This is a genomic window from Altererythrobacter sp. CAU 1644, assembly GCF_029623755.1.
Classification (GTDB): domain Bacteria; phylum Pseudomonadota; class Alphaproteobacteria; order Sphingomonadales; family Sphingomonadaceae; genus Erythrobacter; species Erythrobacter arenosus.
In genome coordinates this window covers 3140795-3164802 of record NZ_CP121106.1, presented here as the reverse complement: position 1 = coordinate 3164802, position 24008 = coordinate 3140795, and the positions used below count along the sequence as shown (strand labels likewise).

22 protein-coding genes and 1 pseudogene are annotated in these 24008 nt (G+C 61.2%); 3 read left to right on the top strand and 20 right to left on the bottom strand.

Annotated features, from left to right (window positions below; all coding sequences use genetic code 11):
* Positions 1–19: 19 nt before the first annotated feature.
* Together P7228_RS15700 and P7228_RS15695 are read right to left on the bottom strand one after the other, a co-directional pair.
* Complete coding sequence (locus tag P7228_RS15700) at positions 20–1234, bottom strand: type II toxin-antitoxin system HipA family toxin (protein WP_173214040.1); 1215 nt, start codon at positions 1232–1234, stop codon at positions 20–22.
* Positions 1231–1854 (bottom strand): helix-turn-helix domain-containing protein, encoded by a 624-nt coding sequence (locus P7228_RS15695; RefSeq protein WP_173214042.1) that lies wholly within the window; start codon positions 1852–1854, stop codon positions 1231–1233. The genes P7228_RS15700 and P7228_RS15695 overlap by 4 nt, the downstream gene beginning before the upstream one ends.
* Positions 1855–2203: 349 nt before the next feature.
* Between P7228_RS15695 and P7228_RS15690 the strand changes: the two are divergent.
* Positions 2204–2836, top strand: a pseudogene (locus P7228_RS15690) (tyrosine-type recombinase/integrase).
* 119 nt (positions 2837–2955) lie between these two features.
* On the opposite strand, the gene P7228_RS15685 reads toward P7228_RS15690, so the two are convergent.
* The 4 genes from P7228_RS15685 to P7228_RS15670 all read right to left on the bottom strand — a co-directional run bounded on the left by P7228_RS15685 (position 2956) and on the right by P7228_RS15670 (position 8444).
* Positions 2956–6048, bottom strand: coding sequence for an efflux RND transporter permease subunit (locus tag P7228_RS15685; RefSeq protein ID WP_256439047.1), 3093 nt, complete (start codon positions 6046–6048; stop codon positions 2956–2958).
* Between the two features lies 1 nt (position 6049).
* The gene (locus P7228_RS15680) at positions 6050–7036 is read right to left on the bottom strand and encodes an efflux RND transporter periplasmic adaptor subunit (RefSeq protein ID WP_173214046.1); all 987 of its coding nucleotides are present in this window, start codon (positions 7034–7036) and stop codon (positions 6050–6052) included.
* Positions 7037–7146: 110 nt separating this feature from the next.
* Positions 7147–7560, bottom strand: a complete 414-nt coding sequence (locus P7228_RS15675) for a hotdog fold thioesterase (RefSeq protein ID WP_173214048.1) — start codon at positions 7558–7560, stop codon at positions 7147–7149.
* The gene (locus tag P7228_RS15670) at positions 7557–8444 is read right to left on the bottom strand and encodes an alpha/beta fold hydrolase (protein ID WP_007163783.1); all 888 of its coding nucleotides are present in this window, start codon (positions 8442–8444) and stop codon (positions 7557–7559) included. The genes P7228_RS15675 and P7228_RS15670 overlap by 4 nt, the downstream gene beginning before the upstream one ends.
* A gap of 77 nt (positions 8445–8521) precedes the next feature.
* On the opposite strand from P7228_RS15670, the gene P7228_RS15665 reads away from it, so the two are divergent.
* Complete coding sequence (locus tag P7228_RS15665; RefSeq protein ID WP_173214050.1) at positions 8522–8995, top strand: MarR family winged helix-turn-helix transcriptional regulator; 474 nt, start codon at positions 8522–8524, stop codon at positions 8993–8995.
* Between the two features lie 181 nt (positions 8996–9176).
* Here P7228_RS15665 and P7228_RS15660 read toward each other — a convergent pair whose 3' ends face one another.
* A complete protein-coding gene (locus tag P7228_RS15660) occupies positions 9177–9812 on the bottom strand; it encodes a S24 family peptidase (protein WP_173214052.1) in 636 nt (211 codons plus the stop codon).
* A gap of 303 nt (positions 9813–10115) precedes the next feature.
* Complete coding sequence (locus tag P7228_RS16120; protein WP_371815550.1) at positions 10116–10247, bottom strand: DUF6961 family protein; 132 nt, start codon at positions 10245–10247, stop codon at positions 10116–10118.
* A gap of 109 nt (positions 10248–10356) precedes the next feature.
* Here P7228_RS16120 and P7228_RS15655 point away from each other — a divergent pair, with 109 nt between their 5' ends.
* Positions 10357–10566 (top strand): hypothetical protein, encoded by a 210-nt coding sequence (locus tag P7228_RS15655; protein WP_173214054.1) that lies wholly within the window; start codon positions 10357–10359, stop codon positions 10564–10566.
* Between the two features lie 4 nt (positions 10567–10570).
* Here the strand turns inward: P7228_RS15655 and P7228_RS15650 are convergent, their stop codons facing one another.
* Genes P7228_RS15650 through P7228_RS15595 form a run of 12 tightly spaced genes read right to left on the bottom strand, consistent with a single transcriptional unit; the run spans position 10571 to position 23993 of the window.
* A complete protein-coding gene (locus tag P7228_RS15650; RefSeq protein ID WP_173214055.1) occupies positions 10571–13273 on the bottom strand; it encodes a conjugal transfer protein TraG N-terminal domain-containing protein in 2703 nt (900 codons plus the stop codon).
* A gap of 10 nt (positions 13274–13283) precedes the next feature.
* Entirely contained in the window at positions 13284–14720 is a 1437-nt protein-coding gene (locus P7228_RS15645; RefSeq protein ID WP_173214057.1) for a conjugal transfer protein TraH, read from the bottom strand.
* Positions 14710–15522: a conjugal transfer protein TraF gene (locus P7228_RS15640; protein ID WP_173214059.1), complete on the bottom strand. Its 813-nt coding sequence runs from the start codon at positions 15520–15522 to the stop codon at positions 14710–14712. The genes P7228_RS15645 and P7228_RS15640 overlap by 11 nt, the downstream gene beginning before the upstream one ends.
* Complete coding sequence (locus P7228_RS15635; protein WP_173214061.1) at positions 15519–17240, bottom strand: conjugal transfer protein TraN; 1722 nt, start codon at positions 17238–17240, stop codon at positions 15519–15521. The genes P7228_RS15640 and P7228_RS15635 overlap by 4 nt, the downstream gene beginning before the upstream one ends.
* The gene (trbC, locus tag P7228_RS15630) at positions 17237–17992 is read right to left on the bottom strand and encodes a type-F conjugative transfer system pilin assembly protein TrbC (protein WP_173214062.1); all 756 of its coding nucleotides are present in this window, start codon (positions 17990–17992) and stop codon (positions 17237–17239) included. Before trbC ends, P7228_RS15635 begins: the two co-directional genes overlap by 4 nt.
* Positions 17989–19002, bottom strand: a complete 1014-nt coding sequence (gene traU, locus P7228_RS15625) for a conjugal transfer pilus assembly protein TraU (RefSeq protein WP_173214063.1) — start codon at positions 19000–19002, stop codon at positions 17989–17991. Before traU ends, trbC begins: the two co-directional genes overlap by 4 nt.
* Positions 18999–19631 (bottom strand): type-F conjugative transfer system protein TraW, encoded by a 633-nt coding sequence (gene traW / locus P7228_RS15620; RefSeq protein WP_173214064.1) that lies wholly within the window; start codon positions 19629–19631, stop codon positions 18999–19001. Before traW ends, traU begins: the two co-directional genes overlap by 4 nt.
* Positions 19631–20137 carry a S26 family signal peptidase gene (locus P7228_RS15615; protein ID WP_173214065.1) on the bottom strand — a complete coding sequence of 169 codons (507 nt, stop codon included), beginning with the start codon at positions 20135–20137 and terminating at the stop codon, positions 19631–19633. Before P7228_RS15615 ends, traW begins: the two co-directional genes overlap by 1 nt.
* Entirely contained in the window at positions 20134–20514 is a 381-nt protein-coding gene (locus P7228_RS15610; protein WP_173214066.1) for a TrbI F-type domain-containing protein, read from the bottom strand. Before P7228_RS15610 ends, P7228_RS15615 begins: the two co-directional genes overlap by 4 nt.
* Positions 20507–20911, bottom strand: a complete 405-nt coding sequence (locus P7228_RS15605) for a hypothetical protein (RefSeq protein ID WP_173214067.1) — start codon at positions 20909–20911, stop codon at positions 20507–20509. Before P7228_RS15605 ends, P7228_RS15610 begins: the two co-directional genes overlap by 8 nt.
* The gene (traC, locus tag P7228_RS15600; RefSeq protein WP_173214069.1) at positions 20911–23460 is read right to left on the bottom strand and encodes a type IV secretion system protein TraC; all 2550 of its coding nucleotides are present in this window, start codon (positions 23458–23460) and stop codon (positions 20911–20913) included. Before traC ends, P7228_RS15605 begins: the two co-directional genes overlap by 1 nt.
* Complete coding sequence (locus P7228_RS15595; protein WP_173216235.1) at positions 23457–23993, bottom strand: hypothetical protein; 537 nt, start codon at positions 23991–23993, stop codon at positions 23457–23459. Before P7228_RS15595 ends, traC begins: the two co-directional genes overlap by 4 nt.
* Between the last annotated feature and the right edge of the window lie 15 nt (positions 23994–24008).

Sequence of the window (24008 nt, the reverse complement as noted above, 5' to 3'; positions counted from 1 at the left end):
TCGGATTTCGGAACCGCTCTCAGATCGCAAGAGTCTTGCGATGCCTTTCGATCGCGCTTCGCACATGATCGGGGAAGGGGAGGTGTCCGCTTTCGCTGCTCCAGGCGTCATCAAACCGTGCAACGACATCCTTTGCTGTCGCGGTGATCAGCCTGGCAGGCAGCCGAGCTCTATCGGCGATCGCCTCGAGTTCATCATAGGTGTAGGACGCCCACTCGCGCGAGCTATGAAACTTGAGTGCAGCATCGTCGCCCGGGATATAGGCGAGCGTCGAAAGCAAGTCATAGGCAGGTGCAAGCAGCGCGTTGCGCCTATCCGGATAGATCAACGACCAGTTCTTGAGGTGCATGTCGCCATTCCCGATCAGCACCGAGTAGGTGAGCCGGCGGACGAATTCGACCACGCTTTGCTCGTCGGTTTCGATCGCCAGCACACTGAGGATCTGGCGGTAGCTCGCATTCTCGTATTTATCGTCTGCAAAGACACCGAACACCTGGGCGAAGTCTTCGGTGTGCACTGGTCCTTCTTCACCCCGGTCAAAGCGCCGGATGGCAAAAGCGGACTCTCCGTAACGGGTGATACCTTCGGGTATGCCATCGATCTGATCGAGGGGCACAAGGTCGATTTCAGGTACGTCGATCCCGATCTTTGCGGCCAGTTTCATCGCCGCGAATTCTGCCTCGGGCACGTCCGGATGTCTTGCAGAGGGCAGCTTGACGATCCAGTCGCCGCCGCTGCCTGTGACCGGGATCGTCAGTCCGCCATTCTTGCCCTGGGCTTTGATCGCCGAGAATTTGAGTTGCACGCCGGCAAGCGAGAAGCGCAGCGCGCGCTCTGCCTGCTTCTCCACCACTTCTGCATCGGGCTCGTCGGCCTCCGTTTCCTCGGCGTCGACGGCGATGGCGCGCACTGCGCCTGGAAGATCGTGCCCGAGCTGTGCGAGAAGGTGGTACTCGCGCACGGCTTTTACGCCCGCGCGGCGGGCGAGGTAGTCGCGAAGCGTGCCTTCGGGAAGGAGGTTGGAGAAGAACGGCTCGATTTTCGTTCGATAGCTGCGTGTGTCCGCAATGATTTCGCCATTCGCATCCTTGTAGGCGAGCGACAGCGTTGGCCGATTTTGGTCGGCAAGGTAGACCTCGTCGAATGTGAAGATGCTCGCATCTCCATCGAGGCGCGCAATCGTTCCAACGCGCGTCTTACCCAGAAAGATATCGAGAGCCGCTGCGTCGATCATGTGGCGTCGTCCTCAAGCCGGTAAGCAGGCCGTCTCGGGGCACTATCTCGATCGATTGCGTGGACCTGCAGGTTTCTGACGCGCTGGAGGGCACGTGTGGATGCCGCGATCTGTTGGGCGAACTTCTTCGTTCCCTCTTGCTGTTCAAGCGCCCAGCCGAAGTCCTGAAAATGTTTTTTCAGATGGGCGACGGGCTGCAAGGCCTGCTGGATGGCCTTGAGCGTTTCGGGATTGAGATTAACGGTCGGGATATTTTTAAGTGCGCTTTGCAGCTCATTCACCTCGGTGATGCTCGGATAGGTCTGCCGTACTCGCTCGGCGAACCGGTTGGTTTCAGCAATCGTTGCGAGCGCTCGACTTGCCTCGCTTCTTTCGCGCTGTGAGCGCACAACGCCTTCGATCGCCGGTATGGTCCTTCGAGGCACAAGCTTCAGCTCGAGGTCGAGCGCGCGCGCTATTTCGACAAGGCTGGAAATCTGTAGGTCTACACTCCCGCCTTCGATCTTGGAGATATGGCTTTGGGGCAAACCTACCCGTTCACCCAGCTGTTTCTGGGTAAAGCCCTTTGCTATCCGAGCCGCTTTGATGCTTGCGGCGATGTCTTCGATTGCCGTGCTCATAAATATAGTTCTGCATATGTTGATCGACGTTTATATGTTTTAGCATATACAAAGGTTTCTCAAAAAGCAAGAGAAATCTGTAGCGACATATATGGCTGACTAATCATATGTCATTGCATATCATGGACGGAGATTGACGGGCATAAAGCGCGAGCAGTCGTCACTTCGCAGAACCATTTTCGGATTTTTTCTCCCGATCCTTCGATGACAGAGCTTTCGCCCAGAGGCCTGCCGATTAGTCAGGAGCGCGAACGGCGGCAATGCGCCCCAATGTCGGACGTAGCCATCCGAGATCTTAGCTCCCGAAAGCGGACATTCTCTGCGGCCATTCCGGCCAAGGAGAATGACAATGACCTATTCACAATTTGATCCTGCTTCTCAAAACCGAGTGCCTTGGAACTTCGGTGCTAAGATCGGTCCCAAGCGTCCATTCAATCAAAAGCAGATTTGGGCGATCCGTTTCTTTCTTGATCGCGAGGAGCGCATAAGAGACCGCGCTCTGTTTGACTTGGCGATCGATAGCAAACTGCGAGGCTGTGATCTCGTCGAGCTCAAAATCGGCGACCTAGTCAGCGGCCCGGAAATCCGGACGCGAGCAACAATCACGCAGCGCAAAACAGGTCGACCTGTTCAGTTTGAGATCGCATCAGATGCGCGTGCAAGCCTGTTTGCGTGACTCGAGCTCAGATGTGGTGACGTGGAGGACTTCGTCTTCCCGAGCAGAGTTGATCAAACACGCCACTTGAGCACGCGACAGTACGCGCGGCTTGTTGATGAGTGGGTGACGGCTATTGGCTTGCGTCCTGAGGAATACGGCACCCACTCACTGCGCCGGACCAAAGCTTCAATCATCTACAAAGCCACAGGCAACATACGTGCAATCCAGATACTGCTCGGTCATTCCAAGATCGAGAACACCGTGCGGTATCTTGGTGTCGACATTGAAGATGCTCTTACTCTCGCTGAGAAAACTGAGATCTGACTGGAGTTGGGCGCTGATCTCAAATGGCCCAGCGTCCGCTTCTGGAGGTGAATGCGGACAATGCTTGTTCTACCCTGCGCCGATCACAAAACCGGTAACGGTTGAGCCAACGCTTCGACCTAGGACGGTCCATGCAAGAGCGAGGATCGAAAGTTGCTCACGAGCTTCCGCAAATCCGAGGCTGCCGCATAAGCTGCGGGTATCACCAACAATGTCAGGAAGGTAGATGTCGTGAGACCGCCGATAATGATGAATCCCATGGGGTTTCTCCATTCCGCAGCGTCTGACTGTGCCAATGCGACGGGCATCATTCCGAAAACGGCAGCCAGCGCGGTCATGAGGACTGGTCGCAGCCGTTCCGGCGCGGCATCGCGCATGGCCGCAGCAGCATCTTTGCCAGCATCGCGGAACTGGTTGGCGCGATCGACAAGCAGGATGCCGTTTTTCATCACGATACCCATAAGCGCAATCATGCCGATTTGCGCAAACAAGCTCATTTCCTGACCTGCTGCCCACATGAGAAAATACGCGCCCGAGAAGGACAGCGGCGCGGTGAGCATGATGATGATCGGTTGCCCGAAGCTGTTAAACTGGCTTGCGAGGACAATGTAGAGTGCGACAATCGCTAAGATGAAGGCAAAGATAATGGCCTCGCTCGTTTCAGCGAGGCGGCGCGCTGTGCCTTCCATTTGGGTAGACAGTCCAGCTGGCGGTGGGTTGGCGGCAAGCAAGCCCTCTAAATCCGAGACGGCCACGCTCAACGGAACACCCGGCGCGGTATTGGCGAGCACCGAAATCTGGCGCGATCGATCAATGCGTTCGATTTCTGCGGCGTTCAGCGTGACATCAATGTCGGCAATTGCTGCCAAATCGACCAGACTGCCCTGCGCTGTCCTGAGGGGCAGCGCCTCTATGTCGCTCAATCGCTGTCGCTCGCTTTCCTCCAACCGGACCCGAACGTCGTAGCGGCGTCCACCCGTCTCGAACGTCCCGGCATCGCTCCCGCCTACGAGTGTCCGCGAAGCTGCCGCAAGGTCGCGCGCAGAAATACCGAGATCCGCCGCCCGATCACGGTCGAGCGCGATCTGCAACTCAGGTCTGCCACCCTCATATGTGGAGCGCACGTCTACGAAATCAGATCGCGCGGACAGCTCGCTTTCGAGCCATTGCGCGTAGCGATTGATTGTGGCGGTATCCGGCCCTGTGATGATCAGCTCTATCGCGGTCTGTCCGACCCCGGCACCGGAAACCCACGGGACTTCCTCCACCGCGACTTGGCGTGCCTTCGGGACTCCGTCGAGTGCTGCCTGGCGTGCGAAGGTCATTATATCGTCTTGCGTCACGTCGCGTGACCGTTTGTGCGAAAGGCCGACATAGATATCGAGCTCGTTGATCTTTGGATTGGTCCCGCTGCCCGCACTGACAAAAACGAGTTCGACTTCGGGATTTTCGCGCAGAGCGGCATCCACCTGCTGCGCTGCATCCTTTGCCCCGGCTATCCCTGTGCCGAGCGGTAGCTTGATCGTGACGAGAAATTCCGAGCGGTCCGTAGTGGACATGAATGTGCTGGGCACGAGCGCCGCAAAAACCCCCCCCACGAATACGCTGGCAAGGGCGCCGCCTAGTACGACGTAGCGGCGGCGGATCGCCCAAGATACGAGCCTTTCGTAGCGTTGTCGCATCCCGACATGGAATCGCTCTATGCGTGCGAACCAGCCGCTCTCCTTTTCTTCGGGACGCAGCAACCGGGCCGAAAGCGCGGGTGTGAGCGTGAAGGCAACCAGCATCGAGACGCTGACGGAGAAGACGATTGCAAGACCGTATTGAAAGAAAAAGCGGCCAACTATTCCTTCCATAAACGCGATTGGCACGAACACTGCCAAAGTCGCAAAAGTTCCAGCCAGAACAGCCAACGCAACCCGCTTAGTGGCTGCGTGAGCCGCTCCAGTTGCGTCAGCACCTTCATCGACATCATTTTGAACTGCTTCGACGACGACGATCGCGTCATCGACCAGCAGGCCGATAGCGACCGTCAGCGCTAACAAAGTGACCATGTTGATCGTGAAATCGAACGCCGCAAAGGCAATGAAGCTTGCGACTATCGAAGTGGGGATCGCCAGCAATACTATGATCGTAGCGCGCCAACTGAGAAGGAAAAGGAATGTCACCGCGACCACCAGAACCACGGCAATTAACAGGTCGAACAGCACGTCTCCGATGGCCTGTTCGATGAAGCGAGAAGTGTCGCGCGCGATGACGAAGGTGACGCCTTCTGGTGCCGAAGCTCGCAGCTCCTCAATGTCGGCGCGGATGTGTTCGGCGACGGCGACTGTGTTCTCACCGCTTTGCTTGCGGACTTCAAGAACAACGCCTGGTTCACCGTCGAGCTGAGCATAACTGGCCTCGTCTTCAATCGAGTCTTCTACCCGCCCGACGTCGCCGATCCGAACGGTTTGGCCATTGGGTCGATAGGCGATGGGTATGGCCGCGAATTCTGCCGCGCTATCCGCTTCGGCGAGTATGCGGACACCGAATTGGCGCGCGCGCCCCTCGGTGACCAACCGACCACCCGGCAGTTCGGAGTTCTCGCGCTGAATTGCGCCGAGTACGTCGTCCGCAGTCACTCCGCGAGCGCGCATCGCGGCTGCATCGAGCCAGATACGCATTTCCCGCTTGCGTCCGCCGACCAGCTCGACTGAACCGACGCCGGGGACGCGCTGTAAACGCTCCTTGACCTCCTCGTCTGCGAAAGCGGTCAAGTCACGAGCGGGCATGTCCCCCGACATGAGAACCGAGAGAATAGGCGCGGCATCGGGATCGACCTTTTCGATGACCGGTGATTCGGAATCGGCAGGCAGATCGGCTCCAAGCCGCGACATTTTGTCGCGCACCTCCTGCGCTTTCACATCGGCATCTTCCTCGAGTTCGAATTCGAGATTGACGATGCTCACACCCTCCGCACTGGTCGACCGCATCTGACGCAATCCCGCAATGGTATTGAGCTGTTCCTCGACAATGTCGGTAACTTCGGTCTCCACGGATGCGGGCGAGGCGCCAGGAAGCGCCGTCGTTACTGAAACGTATGGAAACTCCACCTTTGGGAAAAGGTCGACGCCGAGCCGATTGAACGAAACAAGTCCCAGCACCACGAGCGAGGCGATCAGCATCGTAGCGAAGACGGGGCGCCGGATCGATACGTCAGCGAGCCACATATCAGTCTGCATCGCTCATTTGGCGGGACTCTACTGTTTCACCGTCACGCAAAGTCGAAGGCGGATCGAGGACCAATTCATCCCCTGCGGCCAAGCCTGAAAGAATGCGCACCCGATCAAGATCGATGCTCTCGAAAGTAACTTCGCGCCCATGTGCCTTCCCGTTTTCAACAATGAAAACGTGCGCGGCAGCACTATCGCCACGGATTGCGGTTCGAGGGAGGATTATCGCCGAAACGGGTGGGACGTTGATTTCAGCGCGAGCCCCCAAACCTGAGCTGATGCGATAATTTGGATTGGCAATCGGCAGCCGCAATTCGACCATCCGGCTCTCAGGGTCGACCCGGTCGTTGATAATATAGACTATGCTATCAATCGGCTCGTCGAACCCTTCGATGTAGACGCGAGCGGGCATATTTCGCCGAAAGGCGTCAACATATTCCTGTGGCGCGTTCACGATGGCGGCGACCGTTCCGAGCTCCTGCAATTGGAGCGCTGCTGATTGACCGCCCATCGAAAAGCGGTTGTTGAGGTAGACCCCTTCATCGACCAACCGAGCGGTAACAACGCCATCGTAAGGCGCTCGCGTGATGGTATCAGATAACGCTTGCTGCGCGGTGCCGAACACTGCCTGAGCCTGCGTTTTTTGCGCTCGTGCAACGGCAAGTTCCGTTTCGACCGCATCGACCTGCGCGTTTGATACAAAACCCTTAGGTGCAAGCGCAATAACGCGCTCGTAGCGCCGTTCTGCCTCGATCGCTCGGGCGCTAGCTAGATCGACGGCGGCCTGCGCTTCGGCGACGCGCCGCTGGTAATCAGCCTGACGGATACGAAAGAGTGGTTGGCCCCGCGATACCCTGTCGCCGACCTTTACGAAAATGCGCTCAACCGGCCCCTCTGCGAGCGCTCCGATCGAACTGCTTTGCTTGGCTGCAATGGTGCCGAATGCTTTTACTGGTTCTGCGAGCAATTCGGGTTCGACGACCATTGTCTGAACTTTGCGCGGACCTGACTGCGCGTCTTGCCCCGCCTCGCTTCCGTCCACGCCACCTGAGCATGCAGCAAGAGCCAAACAGAAAGCCGTTAGGGTGGCGCGCGCTAACATATGTAGGCACCCCTGCCGCTGGCGATCAGTTTGCCGTCCGGTCCAACTATCCGGCTTTCGGCAACCGAGATTTGCCTTCCGACCTTGACCACCTGACCCGTCACAATGAGGGGCCCAGAAGTCGCCGGGCGATGATAATCAACGCGCAGGTCGGCTGTCACCTTCGCTGTCACACCTTGCGACAGCAATGTGTAGAGCCCTGTGAGGTCAATCAGCGATGCCAGCACGCCGCCATGAGCTGAACCGATCATCGGGTTCGAGATAATCTCTTCGCGCCACGGCATTTCGAGCTCAATCTGCTCGCTAGAATACGATTTTACCGTCAGACCGAGCCATTGATGAAACGGAGCAATCCGCAACAGCTCATCAAGACGTTCGCAATCGATTGGACCGTGCTCCTTGCTCATGCTGTAGTTCCTTGGGGAGAGTGATGGCGGGTCAGAAAATCGAGGATCGCTTCCGAAAAGGCGTCGTTGGCGTCTCCCACCACCATATGCGTGGCATCTGCGATGTCGGAATATTCGGTGTTCGGGACCAGGTCGCGCAAATGCGCCACCGCCTCTTCGGAAACCAGATCGCTCGATCCGCCGCGAATGAGATGCACTGGTAACGAAAGCCGACTGGCCGCATCGCTCAGCGCATCGAATTGCCGATCCTGATGAGCCGGATCGCTTCGCTTCGTGGTCATGATGTTACGGATAAAGGCCGGGTCCCAGTGCCAGTAGTAGCGGCCATCATCCTTTTTGCGCAGGTAGCGCCGCAGTCCCTCTCCAGCCCCGCGCTTGCGGCGATGCGGCATGTACCTCGCGATGATTCCCGCCGCTTCTTCAGGTGAAGAAAAGCCGGTATCGACATGCTGTTCCATGAAACCGACCACACGCATCACGCCGCCCGGCTCCATGCGCGGGGCAATGTCTACAAGGGTCAGGGAAGCGAAAGTGTCTGGCGCGAGATAACCCTCGGCGATGATCCCGGCCAGTCCCCCCAGCGAAGCACCAACGAGTGCTGGTTTGCACTCCATGCCTGATGCAATCGCTACAAGATCGGAAGCGAAGTCGCGAATATCGTATGCTCCGCTCGCAGCCCAATCGCTCTCGCCATGACCGCGCATATCAATCGCAATTGTGCGGTAGCCAGCTTCGGCCAAATCACCTGTTACGCGCTTCCACGCACGGCGCGTCTGCCCGCCGCCATGTGCGAGCAGGACGGGCATGGCGTTGTCGCCACCAATCACTTCTGCGGCAAGGGAGAGTCCTCCCGCTCCATGAATTTTGGTGGTCAAAATCTCCATATCGCAAGCCACTATATTGTAAATTGATTTACAGTAAATGACTTTATCTAAGTCGATGCTGTGTTAAGGTGCCTTGCATGGCAACAAAGCTCGACCACGATCCCGATGAAAAAGCGGCGCCATTCCTGACCGATCAAGACCGGTTGGTTTTTCTGTTGGAAGAGCTCACGCGACGATTGCGCCGTACCTTCGATTCCTCACTCGAGCAGTTTGGACTCACCCGCACCCAGTGGCGTGCGTTAGCCTATCTCTACCGGACACCCGGCATGACCCAGACCGAATTGGCCGGTCAATTGGAGCTGGAGCGGGCAAGCATCGGGCAAGCGATCGACCGGCTAGAAGAATTGGGCTTGGTCGAACGGCGCAGCGCCAAAAACGACCGCCGTGTGTGGCAGGTGCACCTGCGATCCGCTGCAATCGACTTGCTTCCGAAAATGCGAGTCGAAGCGGATCAGGTCTATGCGCGCCTGCTCACAGGAATAAAGGACGAGGACTTGGAGGCATTCAAGTCTACTTTGGCCGCAATGCAGCGCAATTTGGGCGATGCCTAAAGGGCCCAGCGGTCGCCGCGAGAGAAGGTAACTTTACCAGCTGTAGTCGACGCCAACGCCGAAGAATGGCGGTAATTCCAATTACCCATCTATATCCGCAATTGGGTCGGAGGCGGAAGGTCCGCTTTTTGCGAAACCAGCGCCGAAAGCCGACCGTCAACTAACGGCCCAAGTCCTGCCGCTACAAGGCTCGGCCAAACCAGATAACCCGGCCCACCACGTGAACTTCCGACCGATCCATGTCGTGCCAGGTAGGGTAAGCCGGATTGTCGCTGGCAATGGTGATCTGCCTACCATTTGGCTTGATAGCGATCCGCTTCACGACGAGGGTATCATCAGAACGAAGGACGTAGATCCCGTCTCGCAGTCGCGAGCCGTGATCTGAAGCATCGACCAGAACCTCGTCACCATCACTGAGAGTGGGCTCCATCGAGTCACCCTTGACGCCGACGATCGACAGGCTGGCGCTCTTGGCCGAAGTCAGGTGCCGCAGCCACCGCTCATCGAACCCGAACCGGGTGTGTGCAGTCTCACTAGCAGCTACCGCGCCAAAGCCGGCGGATGCCTCCACATCGAGTACGGGGATCTCGACCATGCCATCGGTGACCGGATTAGCCGGACCACCGAGCACTTGCTCGTCGACACCGAAGAAGCAGGCAAGCGTCTTTCGATCCTCGTCATCGAGCTTTCTTGGAGAGCCGCGCCTGATGAACTGTTGTACATAAGCGGGATTGCGGCCGAGCAGCCGCGATATCGAGGCGTAGCCATATCCGCCCTTGAGAATCAGCCGGTCGAGCTCTTCCCTGACATGTTCCATCTGTCTGTCCTTCGAATCTCAATCGTAGGAATTTTCCTAGACTCGCGGATATGATCTTACTAAGAACATAACAGGAACACAAGGGATTTGCGAGTCGGAGCGAAAGGGTCATGACCTTGCTGGAACGGATCGAAAAGCATCTGAAAGATCATCATATTTCGGCTACACGCTTCGGCAGGCGCGCAGTCGGTGATCCTCGATTCGTACTCGACCTCCGGCAAGGACGAAGGCCGCGTCGACGAACGCTAGAGCGGCTGGAAGCCTATCTGCAGTCAGTCGAGGCTGGAGATCCCAACAGTTCCATCAGGAATGGGACTTGCGCGCGGCAAGTTGCTCATAGCGACGGACCACAACCTGCCAGAGTCTTGCCCCGTTCTGCTCGCCGTCCTCGCATAGCTGATCGATCTTCGACGCAATAAATTTTCGAGTCTGCAGGCCAAGATAGCGTTCTCGCTTTCGTGATGCTTCTTGTCTATTTTATCAGCGATCTGTTGGGACGATTTAGAGGTGAGAGCGCCGATTTACCACTGAAGGAGAATGAGCGATGAGCGATCCAGACAACAATCCCACTGGTGGCAAGCAGGACTGGGAAGGTCTTCGTGAAGTCGACCGGGCCATCGCCGAGAACCGTCTCACTTCCTACACCTGGAAAAAGACTTGGGCTGACCCTTGGGGACGGCTCAAGTTGATTGCGATTTTTGCTGCATTGGCAGCTTTTGTCGTGTTCGTAATTGTGCACGACGTCATCCTTTAGCAGCCTACCATTCCTTAACATCGTCTGCCGCTTCGGCCGAGGCTCCCTTCGCATCGCGGGTCTTGCCATCGAGGTAGCCTTTCACGGTCCCGATCCGTCGATCTCCCTGTTGCTGCACCCGATCGACATCACGGGCGATGTCTTCACGTTCGCTGGACGGGGCGCTCAGGCTTCCCGGCACACCGTCAAGCCGCACTGATCCCCGGACGCTCTCGGCGCTGCTCGCCGAGGGCCGAGCGATGGACGCAGAGGCCGGCAAGACCAGGTCGCCCGAGATCTCGGCATTGAGCTGGTCCGCATAGCCTTCGACGAACCGCGCCTGAAGCTGCTGGCCCCGCACGCTCATCTGGAAGTCGATGTCGTCAAAGCGCACCGGACCGTAGTAATCCCGGTTAGCCTCGATCTCCGCCATGCCCCATTCGCGATAGGCCTGGCTGAGGTTGAGAGTGCCTGCGGCATTGGCACTCTCGTACCAACTCGCCTGGTTCTCGAGGCGGCTGGCGATCTCCTCGGCTCGGCGCGCTTCGCGGGTATAGCTCTGCGCTTCGGTGATCGACGTGGTAATCCCGGCCGAGCTGCTTGACACCAGCGCCTCCGAACTCGAACTCGTTTCGCGCAGGAAGCCTTCGCGCGTGCTCGACCAGCTGCGACTGTCCGAGATCTGGCTCAGCGCGCCCATGATGCGCGAGCGATCCTCGGAGGCGATCCCGATATCACTGTCGGTCCAACTCTGGTTGCGTCCTCCCTTAACACCTATGCTCGCCGAGCCAGCGCCTTTTTCTCCCTTCAGTCCTAGAGCGCCATCCCCGTTCAAGAACCAAGATACGGTGATGTCATCGGCCGCGCGGCGCGACAGCCCGAATTGCTGCTGAAGTGTCTTCGAGGCGTTGTCGACCTCGCTGAAGGCGCTGCCGATGCTGTCGCTCGTTGACGTGCCACTGACGCTCTCGTTCGAGCGCGAGCGGGTGTACGCATCGCGTAGCTCGCTGAAGCGGGTGACAGCCGAACTCGTCGACTGCTGGGCAAGGTTCGAGAAGGTCTCGCTCTGGCCGCGGCTCTGGCTCGCCATGGTCGCAAGCCGGCTCGAGAAGTCCTGCCCGAGTGTCGGGGTGAACGGATAGCTCGAGGTCGGCACGGTGGCGAATTCGGCTTGAGGGAAGCCGGTGGTCTGGGTGCCGTTTTCGCTTGTGGCTCGCGTCTGCGCGGCGCCGTAGCCAATGTTGGGAGCGAGGCTGGCTTGCGCAAACTGCCGCGAAAACACGTTCGAGTTCTCAAGGCTGGTATTCCCGAGCGAAACATTGCCGGTGCTCGCTTCGCGCGCCGCCTCTTCTGCCGCGTTCTGGCTCGGATTGAGGTAGCTCGTTGCCTGGCCCGATATTGCGAGCGCGCCCCTGGCGACGCCGCCTGCAAGGAACGGTATCGATGCGACGAGGTAGCCGGCCAGGATCCCGATATCGTTGTTGACGTCGGTCATGCCGGAGAAGGTCGCGAGGCTGAGCCCGCTTGCGCCGCCCGCTGCCGCCACATCGCTCGCGCCCTTGAGCATCAGGATCATGTGCAGGATGACGAACAGCGGCCCCCAAGCTGCCAGATAGAAGAAGCCCGTGACGTATCCTTTGAGCGCGATCGGTCCGGTCTTGGGCATCAGGAACAGTGGGAAGAGCACCGGAAAAAGCGCGTAGAATACGACCGTCAGGACGACATTGAGGATCGGGACCCACTTCATCGCGTTATGCGCGATCGAAGAATAGGTCCGTTCGGTCTGGATATCGGCGCGGGTCAGCGCGAACACATCGACGCTCGATGCGCCGCTAGCTCCGGCAAATCCATGCATCGCCTGGTTCATGGCGTTGATGGTCAGAACTTGGCGGAAGATGCTGCTTGCATCCTTCGAGACGCCGGTGAGGTATTGATAGGCAATCGGCAGGTCGGCGATGAGCTTGGCCTTCGCGAGCGCTTCGGTCTGCCGGGGGTAGAGCTGGCGCCCGGCGACCTGTGTCATCTCATCGATAAGCCCGGCCCACTGGTTGGAGAGCGCAGTGTATGCTTCGCGGCAGGTGATGATCGTGGCCGTGACGCTATCGTCCGCCTGCCGGGTGAGGAAGCGCTGCGCACGCGCGGCACTGCCGGGCGCAATGGTCGCCCAGATATCGTTGCTCTCCGACAATTCCTTCATCGAGTAGCGACCGAGCAGCAGGTCGTAGAATACGCATTGACGGACATGTTCGTCGAAATTGGCGGCAAATTCGGGGTCGGCAATGCGCAGGGACCGCGTCGCTTCGAGCAGGCGCGCGCCGTAAATCATGCCGTTCTTCGAATAGTTGAGATCGTCGGGAAGGCCGAAGACGAGCTCGGCGGAACGGGTTAGGTAGTCGCCCGCTTGGCTGGTAAAGCTTGCCATGAGCGCTAGGCCCAGCGGGACATTGGCGACCGTGGCCGGTGCAAGGCTCGGATTGACGCGGTCGGTGACCTGCACATCCATGCGCGGAACCATCAGGCACATGTAGATGAGAGTCGCGCCGAGGAACCAGTTGAGCCAGGCGCGCCAGTCCTGGTTGAACGCGACGACAATGACCGCAAGCGCCATGCCCAAGACCAGCGCCACCTGGATCAGGCTCTTGTAGCCACCGGCCCCGGTCCACGCGGCGACGGCGTTCAAGACATTGACGATGTACTCACCGCCGCCGGTTGTGAAGATTTCGACCATGGCGCTCGACTCAGGGAATAATCGAGCGCGACTGGAGGCCGCGTGACCAGTCGAGCGCTGCGGACATCGAGGGCGACATCGAAGCGGCGAGCGCGTTCTCGATCATCGCGGTCTTCTCGATGATCTGCATGATCGCCGAGACCTTGGCCTGTCCAGTAGCCTGCCTCTGGACCAGGCCAGAGCGCACTTCGGCGACCTGGCCGCGCCAGATCGCAAGCTTGGCTTCATCGGCGGCGATGAAGCTCGCCATCGAGCGACCGGCTTCCGAGACGATCCGGTCGAGGATGGCATAGAGCAGATCGATGCTGGCGATCTCGGCGAGCGTTTCGCGGTCGTCGGTCGGCATGCCGCGTCCATAGGCGGCCTGGACGGTAAGGATCTTGTACAAGGGGACAGCGGCGACCTGCAGCAGTTCCTTTTCGGCATTGCCGATCGCGGTGTCGGCCCGGATCGCATCGACCATGTTCCCGATGAGGAGCGCGACCCGCGGGCGGATGGCCTTTGCATTCGATAGGCTCATCTGCTCGAAGGTGGGATTGAGGCAGAGATCGGTCTCGTCGCAGCGGAAAACGCGCACGGTCTGGCCCTGCGTCCCGTCTAGGAGCGCGCTTACGAGCGTCGAGGACGCGTCGCCCGCGAACGGCACGAACTTGCCGGGTTCATCATCCTTGGGCGGCACGTAGATGACCGTGCCAATCAGCGTCATGGCGTATTCGGCTAGTTCGCGGTCAAAGGTACCACCCGGATTGAAGAAGGCGCTCTTTTTCAGGACGTGCCAGGTGTAGTTGCGCGGCACGCCGGGATTGACGTCGGCATAGTCGGTACCGGCGCCCTCGTTGGTCGACGCGCGCTGGCCGCGCGTGCCGCAGCCGTGCTTGGCGGCCGCATAATCGGTAAAGATCCCTTCGGAGTTCCCGATCGCTTCGCAGATCGCCTTGTCGGCGAGATCGCCCTTGGGCCACAGTCCGCCGACCAGTCCCTGCGCCATCTCGCAGGAGTTGATCGAGAGATTGTTCATGAGCTGAGCCTTCTGGCTAAACTCCTGCATGATCTTGTTGCACTCTGGGCACACGGTATCGATCGCCAGGCTGAACGCGAAGCCGACCGCGTTGTTGGCAACGGCCTTCAGGAGCGCGACCATCTCGCTCGCGTTGATGAACGAAAAGGAGCCGGCAAAGATATCGATGCCGCCGCAGCCCGCCCTTGCGCGCGGCAGCTGGAGATTGGCGATGTTGGTCGTCTTCTGAGGGAAGCGCGTCCAGACATTGCCGAGGCTGTAATAGCCTGCCGACTGGCCTTCGAAGGCGGTCGGGCCGGTGACATTCGCCGCCGCCCCCATGTCGTCCATGAAGCGGTCCATGCTGTCGCCAACATTCGCGGCGACCGGTGAGGCAACCATGCTGGCGGCGGCAAGGGTCAATGCCGCATTGCGGATGCTAGTAATCATGTCCGGCTTCCTTGGAGGTGAGAAGGTAGATGCGGTACTGCAGCTCGTCGGCCGAGAGCACGCCGTAGCCGATCGGAATCGGGCGTTTGGTCACGCTGTCCCACAGCACCAGAGCGGGGGTGGCTTTGCCTTCGAGACCAAGCTTGCCGCGCTGGTTCGTCTCGACCCGATAGTCGGGAAAATGCCGGGATGGACCGCCATCGGTGGAGATCGCGCGCACGGTGATCCGCCAGCGGTCGGCGACGCCCTTCACGATCGGGCTCATCACTTCGCACGGTCCGCAGGTCGAACTGAAGAAATAGAAAAGGCCGTAGCGCTGCGAGAGCGTTGCCATGACGTGATCGCGCTCCGCGCTGCGGGCATCCTGCCACTGCTTCTTGGCGACCGCTCCGACGGGGCGTTCAAGCGTGTAGTCGAGGTCCGGGTCCTGCCAGATCGCCCGCTGCCAGACATCGGAGAACAGCGAGGCGCGGTCGAGCTGCGCGCGCTGGAAGCGGATATAGGCCGCTACATTGGCCTCGGTCGGATAGAGGATCGCGCGCGCCTTGAGTTCGCGAAGCTCGGAGGTGATCGCGTCGAGTTCTTGGCTGGCCGCGATCTGCTCGGCTTCAGGCTGTTGTGGCTCTTCAATGGGAGCGGGCTTCACGCAGTAGAACCAGTAGCCGAGCCTACGCTCTTGGCAGTAGAGCGCGTCGGCAGCGGTGGTCGATCTTGTGTCCTGCCGCTCCTGCGCCTGGGCCGAAGTGGTGGGCAGGGCAGCTATGCCGAGCGCGAGCGCCGTTAGGTGATGCAGATGGGTCATTGGCCGCCCCTTGCGTAATAATCTTCGATCCTCTGCTGGATGAGGATGCTGGTCTCGAGTTCGTCGGGAAGTCGGGCCGCGTCGGTGAACTCGGCATAGACTTCGCTGAAATCCATCCGGCTGAGGTCGAGCCGGGCAAACTCGTCGAGAGTGAACCCCTCACATTGCTCTTCTTTGGGCTTGTCCCATGGCTTGGGGAGCTGGCGACGTCCCTGTTCCTGCAGGATCCGCGAGAGCTTGGACTCAAAGCAGCAGTAGACCTTCTTCTTGGTGAGGCAGACGCCGAGGAACTTGTCCGAACAATAGGTCCCCACATAGGCGCACAGCCCCTGCGCATCGCGCTGGTGGAGTAGCACTTCCTCGCGATCGCAGCCGAGCGCAACCAGCAGGCTGATCCCCGGAATGAGCGGGAAACCCTTGCCCTTGCAGCAGTTGAAGACGCCGAAGACCTTGGACGAGCAGGTGTTGCGCGTGCCGCGGAACAGCGTCAGCGTGTTCGGATCGAACTGGCCGCGCGCCTCGTCCATGGCGTGCAATGCGACCGCGGCATCCTTGAACTCATCGTTGGCGGTGCGCTCGATCGTCTCGCAGCTGCCATCGATGCAATAGACATCGCCGTCGCAGACATATTGGGTGGAACTGTCAGTTCCGGGGAGGGGGCATTCGTAGATGCGCTCCCAGGTCTCGCACGGGTCTTCGTCGGTTAAGCAATCCTCGCCGATGAACCGGCAGGTGCCATGGCTTTCGATGTCGGAACAGTCGCTCGCCGCCTCGCGCGATGTGCAGGTGTAGCTGCGCTGCCATTCCCAGCAGGGCCGCGTAACCGAGACACCGTCGATCACGCGGGTCTGCGGATCGGCATCGGTGCAGATCTCATTGTCGAGCGTGCAATCGCCATTATCGGCAAATCCGGTGCACTGGCTCTCGTCGGAAAAGGTATCGATCGAGTTGTCCGTGGTCACCGCATAGGGCGTGTAGCGCGCATCTGGAGTGTCGCATGTGATTTCGGCGATGGGGTCGCCAGGTTCGGTGCAGTATCTATAGAACTGGTCCTGCCGCCACTGGAGGCAGGGGCCGGGCCGATACCCGGTGATCCGGCACGAGCCTCCATCGAATGCCGAGCACCAGGGATATCCATAGACTGTGCTGGTCTCATTGCAGAGATAGTGCCATTGCTGGCGCCGGGTCACGCTGGCAACGAGCGGCACCGCGCACTGACCCACCGACTGGTCGATCCGCGTGCCGGTGTTGCAGGTCGCGGTGTAGGTCCCTGCCGATCCGGACCCGGGCGGCAGCGGCACGCAATTGCCCTGACCGCCGGAGATATCCATGCCACTGGTATAGTCGAGCGGGGTCTCGTTGATGGCGAGGCTGCGCGCGATAACGTCCTCGATCTCACTTGGATCGAAGCGCGCGCGATTGGCCACGCTGTCGCGCACCGCCCGATAGCCCTGGTGTCCGGTGGCAGCGGCTGCCGCGCTACTTTCGATCCGGTCGGGATCGTCGGCGAGCGTTTCGAGGTCACGCACGGCATTGCGATCGTAGTTGGGGAGGGTGGATGCGTCGGGCTGCGACCTGGCAGCTTCTTGCGCTTCGCCGCGCAGGCTTTCGCCGAATGCCTTGCCATCGGCCCGCGCGTCCTGCTGCTGCGCGGAAAGGGGCGCGGCTATGGCAAGAAGGGCGAGCAGTCCTATGCGAAGCGATTGTGTGAGCCTCATGGCCGTTCTCCTTCGAGGCGACGAAGGTGGAGGCGAGCGAGTTGTGCTCCCGGACCGCCTCCCGAAGCAAAGGTGTCGAGCACTTCGGCCACGCTGATATTGCCCGCAAGGCGGTCGTGCGGCGGCAGGACGTCATTGCAGTCGAACCCGTCGCACGGGGCAAAATCGCTCGCGATCATCACGAAGCTCGGGGCAACCTTGATATCGAAGGCGCGGAACAGGCGCGGGTCGATCCCGAGCGCGTCGGCATCATCGCTATCGCTCCAGATAGCGGCGATGCGCTTCTTGAAGCGCGCGCTGTCGCCTTGGGGGAATCCGCGCAGCACGGTGACGCCGCCGGCCCTCGAGACATCGCGAACCAGCGCCTTCAATGAGGGCTCGGGCATTGCTAATGAGGCAAAAGCGATGAACCGGGGCGTGTCGCCCATCGCTGCGACTTCCGCATCGGCCTGGGCGCGGATCATGCCATCGATATCGAGCGGCCCGGCATTCGCGGTCGCCTGCGCAGTCTCGGCATAGGCTGCGCGATTGTCGAAAGCCGTTTGCTGAGCGGCGCGCGCGTCGTCTGCGAGGGCATTCGCTTTTGTCCTGACCGATGTGGCGAGAGCCTCGGCGTCGGCGGCATGTTCGGCCGCGCGCGCGCGGATCTCAGCCAGGTCAAGGTCGGGCCCGGCATCCTGCGCAGAAGCTGCGGCAAATCCGGCAGCGATCACGAGGCTCAGCCCAACGAGTAGGGGGAAGGCGTTTCTCATAGCGCGCAGCAATTCCTCTTGCGCCAGACGAGGTATCCCATGTCTTCGCCGATGGCGGGGATGACCTGTCCGGGGGACTGGAAGGTGGTGGAGGCACCGACGGGCGGGCAGGCGTAGCGGCCCTTCGTCGCCGGATTGGGATTGGTGGCCTGGAAGCGGTATTGCTGCTTGCGCATCACCGGCATGAGGTACTTGCCGCACAGACCCTTCGAACCCATCGTCCCCCACGAGACCAGCTCGCGGTGGAGCTTGTAAGCGAAGCGCGAGAGCACGAGCCGCGAGGCCTGCACATGTCCGATCGAGGCCGAGACATTGCCATTCATCGGGTACATCGAGCCCTGGCAGCCTGCGCACCAGAACATCTCGTCGAGCGGCAGGTTCGCGGTCGATGCAGCGCAATCCGCAGCGCAGGCGGCGAGCGCCAGCGGGTTGGCGAAGAGCACCGCTTCAGGGTTGATGATCGCGGTGAGCTCGCTGTCCTGCCACAGCGGATCGATCTCGGAGATGTAGAGGATGTCGATCGAGCCCGGCTCAAGGCACAGAAAATCGGCGACGATCTCCATCCAGTAGATCAGTGGATAGGCATACCAGTGGACGTGCCAGCTCGAATAATACTGGCTCGCGCCGCCCACCGCCGAAGGACCCGAGATCGAGCGAAAGCCGATATCAAAGCCGGGATCGAGCTTCATGCCGCCCAAATTGACGAAGCACCACGGCTTCATGCTGACATCGGCGAGCCGCACCGGCTCCCAGAACCCCATCGCGATGCCAGGGCGAAGCCCGCACAGGCAAACGGGCAGATCGGGATTGTCGGGATCGGGGCGATTGCTCGGCCAGATTTCGAGCCCGCCGACCGATATCGGGAACAGGCACGACCAGCAGATGTCGGTGATGGGGTTGACGAATTGCCCGGTGCACTTGCCCGGACCGGCATCGGCCGAAGCTGGTGATGCGAAGACCAGCGACAGCATCGCCGTGAAGAGTACGAGGAAGGCGCGGATTCCGGTCATGGCTGTGCCTTCCGGCGCGACAGCGCAATCTCGCTGACTTCGAGGACGCGCCCGTTCTGGCGCACCCGCGCGGGAACGGCCTTGATGCCGAATTTTTGCGTCAGCTTGCCGCCCTGGTCGAAATAGAACCTTCGCTGGCGGGCCTTCATCAGCTCGAGCGGCGCACCCTTGACGAGGATCAGCTTGGCATTGACCTCTTGCCTCAGCGACCAGGCGACCTGCGCCGGATCGTCGCCGTCGAGAAACAGGAGGTCGCCGCGCAGCTTGACGCTGTCGAGCGGGTTGACCCTCGTTCCGGCAGCATGGATGAGCTCGCCTTTGGCCCCGCGGATATCGGCAGCAAGCGTGATCGTCGGGTCGAACGCCCAGCTGCGGCTTGCGCTTGCGCGGATCACGCCGGCAACCGGATCAGGCCGGTTGACGCGGGCGATCGTGCGACGCTTGAGTTCCTCGTTGAGCCGCGCGGTCTCGCCCGACTTTTCCATCTGGGCGAGGCGCGTATGGATCTGTTCCAAGAGATCGCGCTCGATCACGGGGAAGACCGCGCCGCGCTGGCCGTAGTCTCGTGCCTGCAGGCTGGCAGGGAGCGCAGCGAGGAGAAGCGCGCCAAGCGGAAAGAGGGAGCGCATCACAGGATCGCCCTCCCGCTGCCAAGGATTTGTCCGCGGCACACGAAGCCGATTGCGCCATAGCGGCTGTCGAGCCCGCGGGGATGGCTGGTGCCGGTGTAGTAGCAACCTTCCGGTATTGCGCCTTCGGGACCGCGCGCGAGCGGCACGCCAAGGCGGGTGACCTCGAGCAGGCTCGCGACCTGCTTCCCGTTGATGAAGACCGCATCGCCCTCGTGGCGCACGACATCGCCCGGCATGCCAAGCACGCGCTTGCCGAACATCTGCGGTCCTTTTCCGAAATGCCTTTCGACCAGCTCGCTTTGCGGCGGCTCGAAGAAGATCAGGCTGCCGCGTTTGATCGGCGCGTGCTTGTCGAGCCAGAACGCCCAGTTGGGCAGGCTCGGGCTCGCATTGATGAGGAACGCGTGGTCCTTGCTGAAGGCATCGAGCGGCGCCCAGGCGAGCGGTAGCAGGACCAGCCCCGAGAGCAGCAGCGTACGGAGGATCGAGCGGGTCAGGCTCATGGCTGCTTCTCCCCGGCGAGCTGGTCCGCAATGCGCTGCTCGAGTTCGGGGGTTGCGTCTTCGGCAGCGCCCGCGAGCACGGCCTCGGCAACCAGCACCACGCGGCCGTCATGGCCCATGTCGGCGACGGCGCTTTCGGCGGCCTTGAGGTAGGCAAGGCTAGCCGCCTGGACGACCGCCGGATCGGCATCGGCGCGCGCGGCCTCCTCGACGAATGTCCCGATGGTCTCGGCAAGCCGGACCGTGACGATCCGCTGCTTGGGCGCGGCAGTGACTTGCTGCGTAATCCACGCACCCCACAGGAGCGCGGCAACGAGCACCGCTAAAGCGAGGAGTTTCGGGCCCAGCTGGCGCAGCGGGAGGTTCAGTCTATCCATGGCGAGGAGATCCTTCGGAGAGGCGGCGATCGAGGCGGTGCAAGAAAGCCGGCAATCGCAGCAGGGCGAGGCCGCCAGATGCGATGAGGAATGCGATCTGGAGGTCCTGGGCAAAGAAGCGGCGCGCGACCGGTTCAGCGGTGCGGTAATGGTCGGCAAGATTGCCGAGCTGCGCGAACAGCGCCGTGAGATCCCAGCCTGCTACAGCCAGGAACACGAACAGCGGCAGGCCGAGGACCAGCAGCAGCGTGCTCGCCGCGAAGCTTGCCGTTTCGATCAGCACCAGGCAGGTGCCCTGGAACAGCGCCAGCCAGTCGATCACACGGTGCTTGTCGCGGGCTTGTCTGACTGACGGAAGCGGCACGCGATCGACGAGCGTGGTGGTCTCGAGCACCATCACATGCCTCCTTCCACACCTGCGACCAGCGCGACTGCGCGCTCCAGCGGCATGCCGTTTTCGACATGGCGGTGGATCGCGGCATAGGTGTCAGGATCGGAGGAGAAGATCGTCGCGGAGAGTGGGTCGAGCACCAGGCGTCCAACGGCTTCCATCTCGGGACCTTTGAGGTAGATCTCGCTGTACTCGGTGCCCGAGCGCTTGAGGCTGCGGATCAGCGTCTCGGTCCGGTCGTCCATGTCGAGCCGGGCCTCCTTGCGGAAATCGGCGATGGTCTCGGGCTTCTGTTGGAGCACCAGCATCCAGTCGCTGTTTTCGAGCGCGGCGCGCGCACCATCGGACTTGTAGTAGTCGTTCAAGGACTGAGTCGCGGTCGCAAGCGCGCCGCCATATTTGCGCGCGGTGCGGGCATAGGTCTCGACGAACTCGCCCATCGAACCGCCCTTGAGCATCGCCCAGGCCTCGTCGATCAGCAGCAGCTTCTTGGTCGAGCGCGACGAGCGCGTCATCGCCTGACCGGTCATGAACATGATTGCCGAGAGGACAACGCTTCGAAGCTCCTCGCGGGACGCGAGGTCGCTCATCTCGAAGACGGTGAAATCGTCTTCGAGCGCGAAGCTCGCTTTCCCGGAGAAGAAGCCGGCGTAGCTGCCACCGCGGCAGAAGGGCGCGATCGCGGTAGCGAGGTCCTTGCCCGCCTCGTTGTCGCTCTGATGGAGTGCATGCGCGACGTCGTCGATCGCGCCGCCGCTGCCGAGCGTATTCCAGACCTGGGTCACTGCAAGATCGATCAGCCCGCGCTCGGTGTCCGAGGGGGCGGCGCTTGGCCGCGCCATCTGGCCGACGATCGCTTTGATCATCGCAAAGCAGTCGAGCTGGTAATCCTCGTCTTCATGCGCGCGGGCATCATCGACCATTGAGAATGGATTCAAGGAGAAGCCCGAGGCGAGCGTAAACTCGACAAAGCGGCCGCCTTGCAGCTTGACCGAATGCTCAAAACTGCGTCCGTCATCGATCACCACGACCTTCGCGCCCGCGCCGCGTAGCGCTGCGCACAGTTCCTGCAGGAGCACAGACTTGCCCGAGCCCGACTTCCCGCAGATCGCGATGTTGTGGTTGCCCGCCGCGTTCTCGAAGGGTGACCAGAAGAAGGGCTGGCCGCGCCGGCCGAGAAGCAGCAGGTGCGGGATAGTGCCGCCGAGATACTCGCCCTGCAGCGGGGCGATATGGGCCGCGGTGGTCGAGAGCATGGTCCGGAAGCGCTTGAGCCGAGCAAGGTCGTGGACAAGCCCGTCGGCGAGGCTCAGCGGGAAGGCCGCGACGAGACCCTGGAGCTGGAGAAAGCGCTCGTCGGCGAGGTCCCAGCCGGCTGCCTTGTAGATAGCCTTGACCGTGCGCTCATGCGCATCGCCTTCGCCGAGCGGCGAGATCGTGGTGAGACCGTAGAACAGCTTGACCAGCTTCTTGCCCGCCTGGAGCTCGGCCTGGACATGTCTCCATTCTGCCGACTGCTCGGACAGTTTAGGCAGGAAACGTGCGCTCTTCGTTTCCGACAGGCTGGTGGTGCGCATGAACTTGTAGCCTGCGCGCGCCGAGGCGGCTTCCTGGTCGGGATAATGCAGGCACAGCATGGTCGCAGCCGGGCAGGGAAAGCGCAGCTTGTCGGTGAACATGTCGCCGATGAGCCGCGCGCATTCCCACGGTGCCCAGCGCTCAGGGGTAGAGCGCACGCCGTAGTGGCGCACATCGAAGCGATCGGGATAGCACTCACCCATTTGCGGCACGCCGTCGCGGCCGCGTCCGGTTTCGCGGAAGCGCTCGGTGCGCAAGATCAGCCGGTCGTCCTCGACCTCGAGTTCGATATCGCGGCGGATGGCCTGCGCGTCGAGCGTGTCCTCGCGGTTCCAGTGGGTGAGATCGGGTTCGCGCGCTGTCGTCGGCGAGGTGAGTTCGTCGACCAGTGCGAGCAGGCCTGCGGGCTCGAGCCTGTTCGATGCAAGGCCGAGCGAGTTCAGCATGCCTGCCATCCCGTCGCGGCATTCGGTGAGTTCTGCATCGGTGACGCTTCCGGGCACCGGAACGCCGAGCGAGAGCACCAGACGCACTTGGCGTGCATGAAACGGCGCGTGTGCCGAGCCCGAGTTCCAGACGAGATCGTAGAGCCGGTTGGTGCGGGCTTTCGCAATCGCTTCGTAGATCCCGCCCTGCTCGTAGCGCGGCGCGAACCAAGGGCCGACGATGGCGCCGATGCGCGGGGACGCGAAGTTCAGCACCTGCAGGCAGGCGCCTTGCGGCAGGCTCTCGGAGAAGAACTGGCCGAGGATCTCACCTGTCCGCTCGTCGGCGCCGATGAGCGGGGTGACTTCGAGAATGAAGCCCTTCGAGTGCGCGTTGCGGTAGAGCCCCGGGCCCTCGTCATAGACGCGGTACGGAAGCCAGTCCGACAGCATGTCGAGCGCGAAACGCGGCTGCGCATGGTCGCCCCTTTTCGCATCGCCGAACAGGCCAGCGAGAAGCGCGTCGCGCGCAGAGGATAGCGAGAGGTTCACTTGGGCTCTCCTTCGGGCAGAACGGGGTGGGGCACCTGGCCGGGGGAGGGGGGACGACCAGGTGCCCCGGGGTCCGGCGCTTTGGCGCCGGGCAGCTCCGTCAGATCCTGCGAGGGGATGACCAGGACATCGGGAGGCTGCTGGGGGGACGGATTGGAAAGCTGAAAAGGAATTGCTTCTGCGGCGGCGGGCGGGGCGACTTCTGCTTCAGCCGGACGCGCCAGTGCGCGAAGCACGTCGCCGGTCGAACGCGGCGCGCGCCAGCGCTCGGCAGCGCGATCGGGCAGCACGACATGAACAACCCGGGCCTCGTGGATGCGGCCCGCCCCGTCGCGGTAGCCCGCAACAACGATCCGCAATCCGCGATCACCGGCCCTGTGCGCTCCCGCAGAGGCATGACCGGACCGTTCTGCCTGTGAAACGCGGGTCGCGGTATCGTCGATCATCGAGGTCGGCGCGCAGCTTCCCTCCGGTGCCCGGCAGGAAAAGTCGCCCTTGACGTTGCCGCCAAGCGTCGCACAGCCGGCGATCATCAACGCGAGAATTGC

What these genes read in the sequence shown, in the direction of transcription:
- P7228_RS15685 (WP_256439047.1), bottom strand. Translation starts at nt 6,048, where the DNA reads ATGTGGCTCGCTGACGTATCGATCCGGCGCCCCGTCTTCGCTACGATG.
- P7228_RS15645 (WP_173214057.1), bottom strand. Translation starts at nt 14,720, where the DNA reads ATGATTACTAGCATCCGCAATGCGGCATTGACCCTTGCCGCCGCCAGC.
- P7228_RS15650 (WP_173214055.1), bottom strand. Translation starts at nt 13,273, where the DNA reads ATGGTCGAAATCTTCACAACCGGCGGCGGTGAGTACATCGTCAATGTC.
- P7228_RS15665 (WP_173214050.1), top strand. Translation starts at nt 8,522, where the DNA reads ATGGCAACAAAGCTCGACCACGATCCCGATGAAAAAGCGGCGCCATTC.
- traU (WP_173214063.1), bottom strand. Translation starts at nt 19,002, where the DNA reads ATGACCGGAATCCGCGCCTTCCTCGTACTCTTCACGGCGATGCTGTCG.
- P7228_RS15635 (WP_173214061.1), bottom strand. Translation starts at nt 17,240, where the DNA reads ATGAGGCTCACACAATCGCTTCGCATAGGACTGCTCGCCCTTCTTGCC.
- P7228_RS15640 (WP_173214059.1), bottom strand. Translation starts at nt 15,522, where the DNA reads ATGACCCATCTGCATCACCTAACGGCGCTCGCGCTCGGCATAGCTGCC.
- P7228_RS15680 (WP_173214046.1), bottom strand. Translation starts at nt 7,036, where the DNA reads ATGGTCGTCGAACCCGAATTGCTCGCAGAACCAGTAAAAGCATTCGGC.
- P7228_RS15595 (WP_173216235.1), bottom strand. Translation starts at nt 23,993, where the DNA reads ATGATCGCCGGCTGTGCGACGCTTGGCGGCAACGTCAAGGGCGACTTT.
- P7228_RS15615 (WP_173214065.1), bottom strand. Translation starts at nt 20,137, where the DNA reads ATGAGCCTGACCCGCTCGATCCTCCGTACGCTGCTGCTCTCGGGGCTG.
- P7228_RS15700 (WP_173214040.1), bottom strand. Translation starts at nt 1,234, where the DNA reads ATGATCGACGCAGCGGCTCTCGATATCTTTCTGGGTAAGACGCGCGTT.
- P7228_RS15605 (WP_173214067.1), bottom strand. Translation starts at nt 20,911, where the DNA reads ATGGTGCTCGAGACCACCACGCTCGTCGATCGCGTGCCGCTTCCGTCA.
- P7228_RS15695 (WP_173214042.1), bottom strand. Translation starts at nt 1,854, where the DNA reads ATGAGCACGGCAATCGAAGACATCGCCGCAAGCATCAAAGCGGCTCGG.
- trbC (WP_173214062.1), bottom strand. Translation starts at nt 17,992, where the DNA reads ATGAGAAACGCCTTCCCCCTACTCGTTGGGCTGAGCCTCGTGATCGCT.
- P7228_RS15610 (WP_173214066.1), bottom strand. Translation starts at nt 20,514, where the DNA reads ATGGATAGACTGAACCTCCCGCTGCGCCAGCTGGGCCCGAAACTCCTC.
- P7228_RS15660 (WP_173214052.1), bottom strand. Translation starts at nt 9,812, where the DNA reads ATGGAACATGTCAGGGAAGAGCTCGACCGGCTGATTCTCAAGGGCGGA.
- P7228_RS15670 (WP_007163783.1), bottom strand. Translation starts at nt 8,444, where the DNA reads ATGGAGATTTTGACCACCAAAATTCATGGAGCGGGAGGACTCTCCCTT.
- P7228_RS15655 (WP_173214054.1), top strand. Translation starts at nt 10,357, where the DNA reads ATGAGCGATCCAGACAACAATCCCACTGGTGGCAAGCAGGACTGGGAA.
- traW (WP_173214064.1), bottom strand. Translation starts at nt 19,631, where the DNA reads ATGCGCTCCCTCTTTCCGCTTGGCGCGCTTCTCCTCGCTGCGCTCCCT.
- P7228_RS15675 (WP_173214048.1), bottom strand. Translation starts at nt 7,560, where the DNA reads ATGAGCAAGGAGCACGGTCCAATCGATTGCGAACGTCTTGATGAGCTG.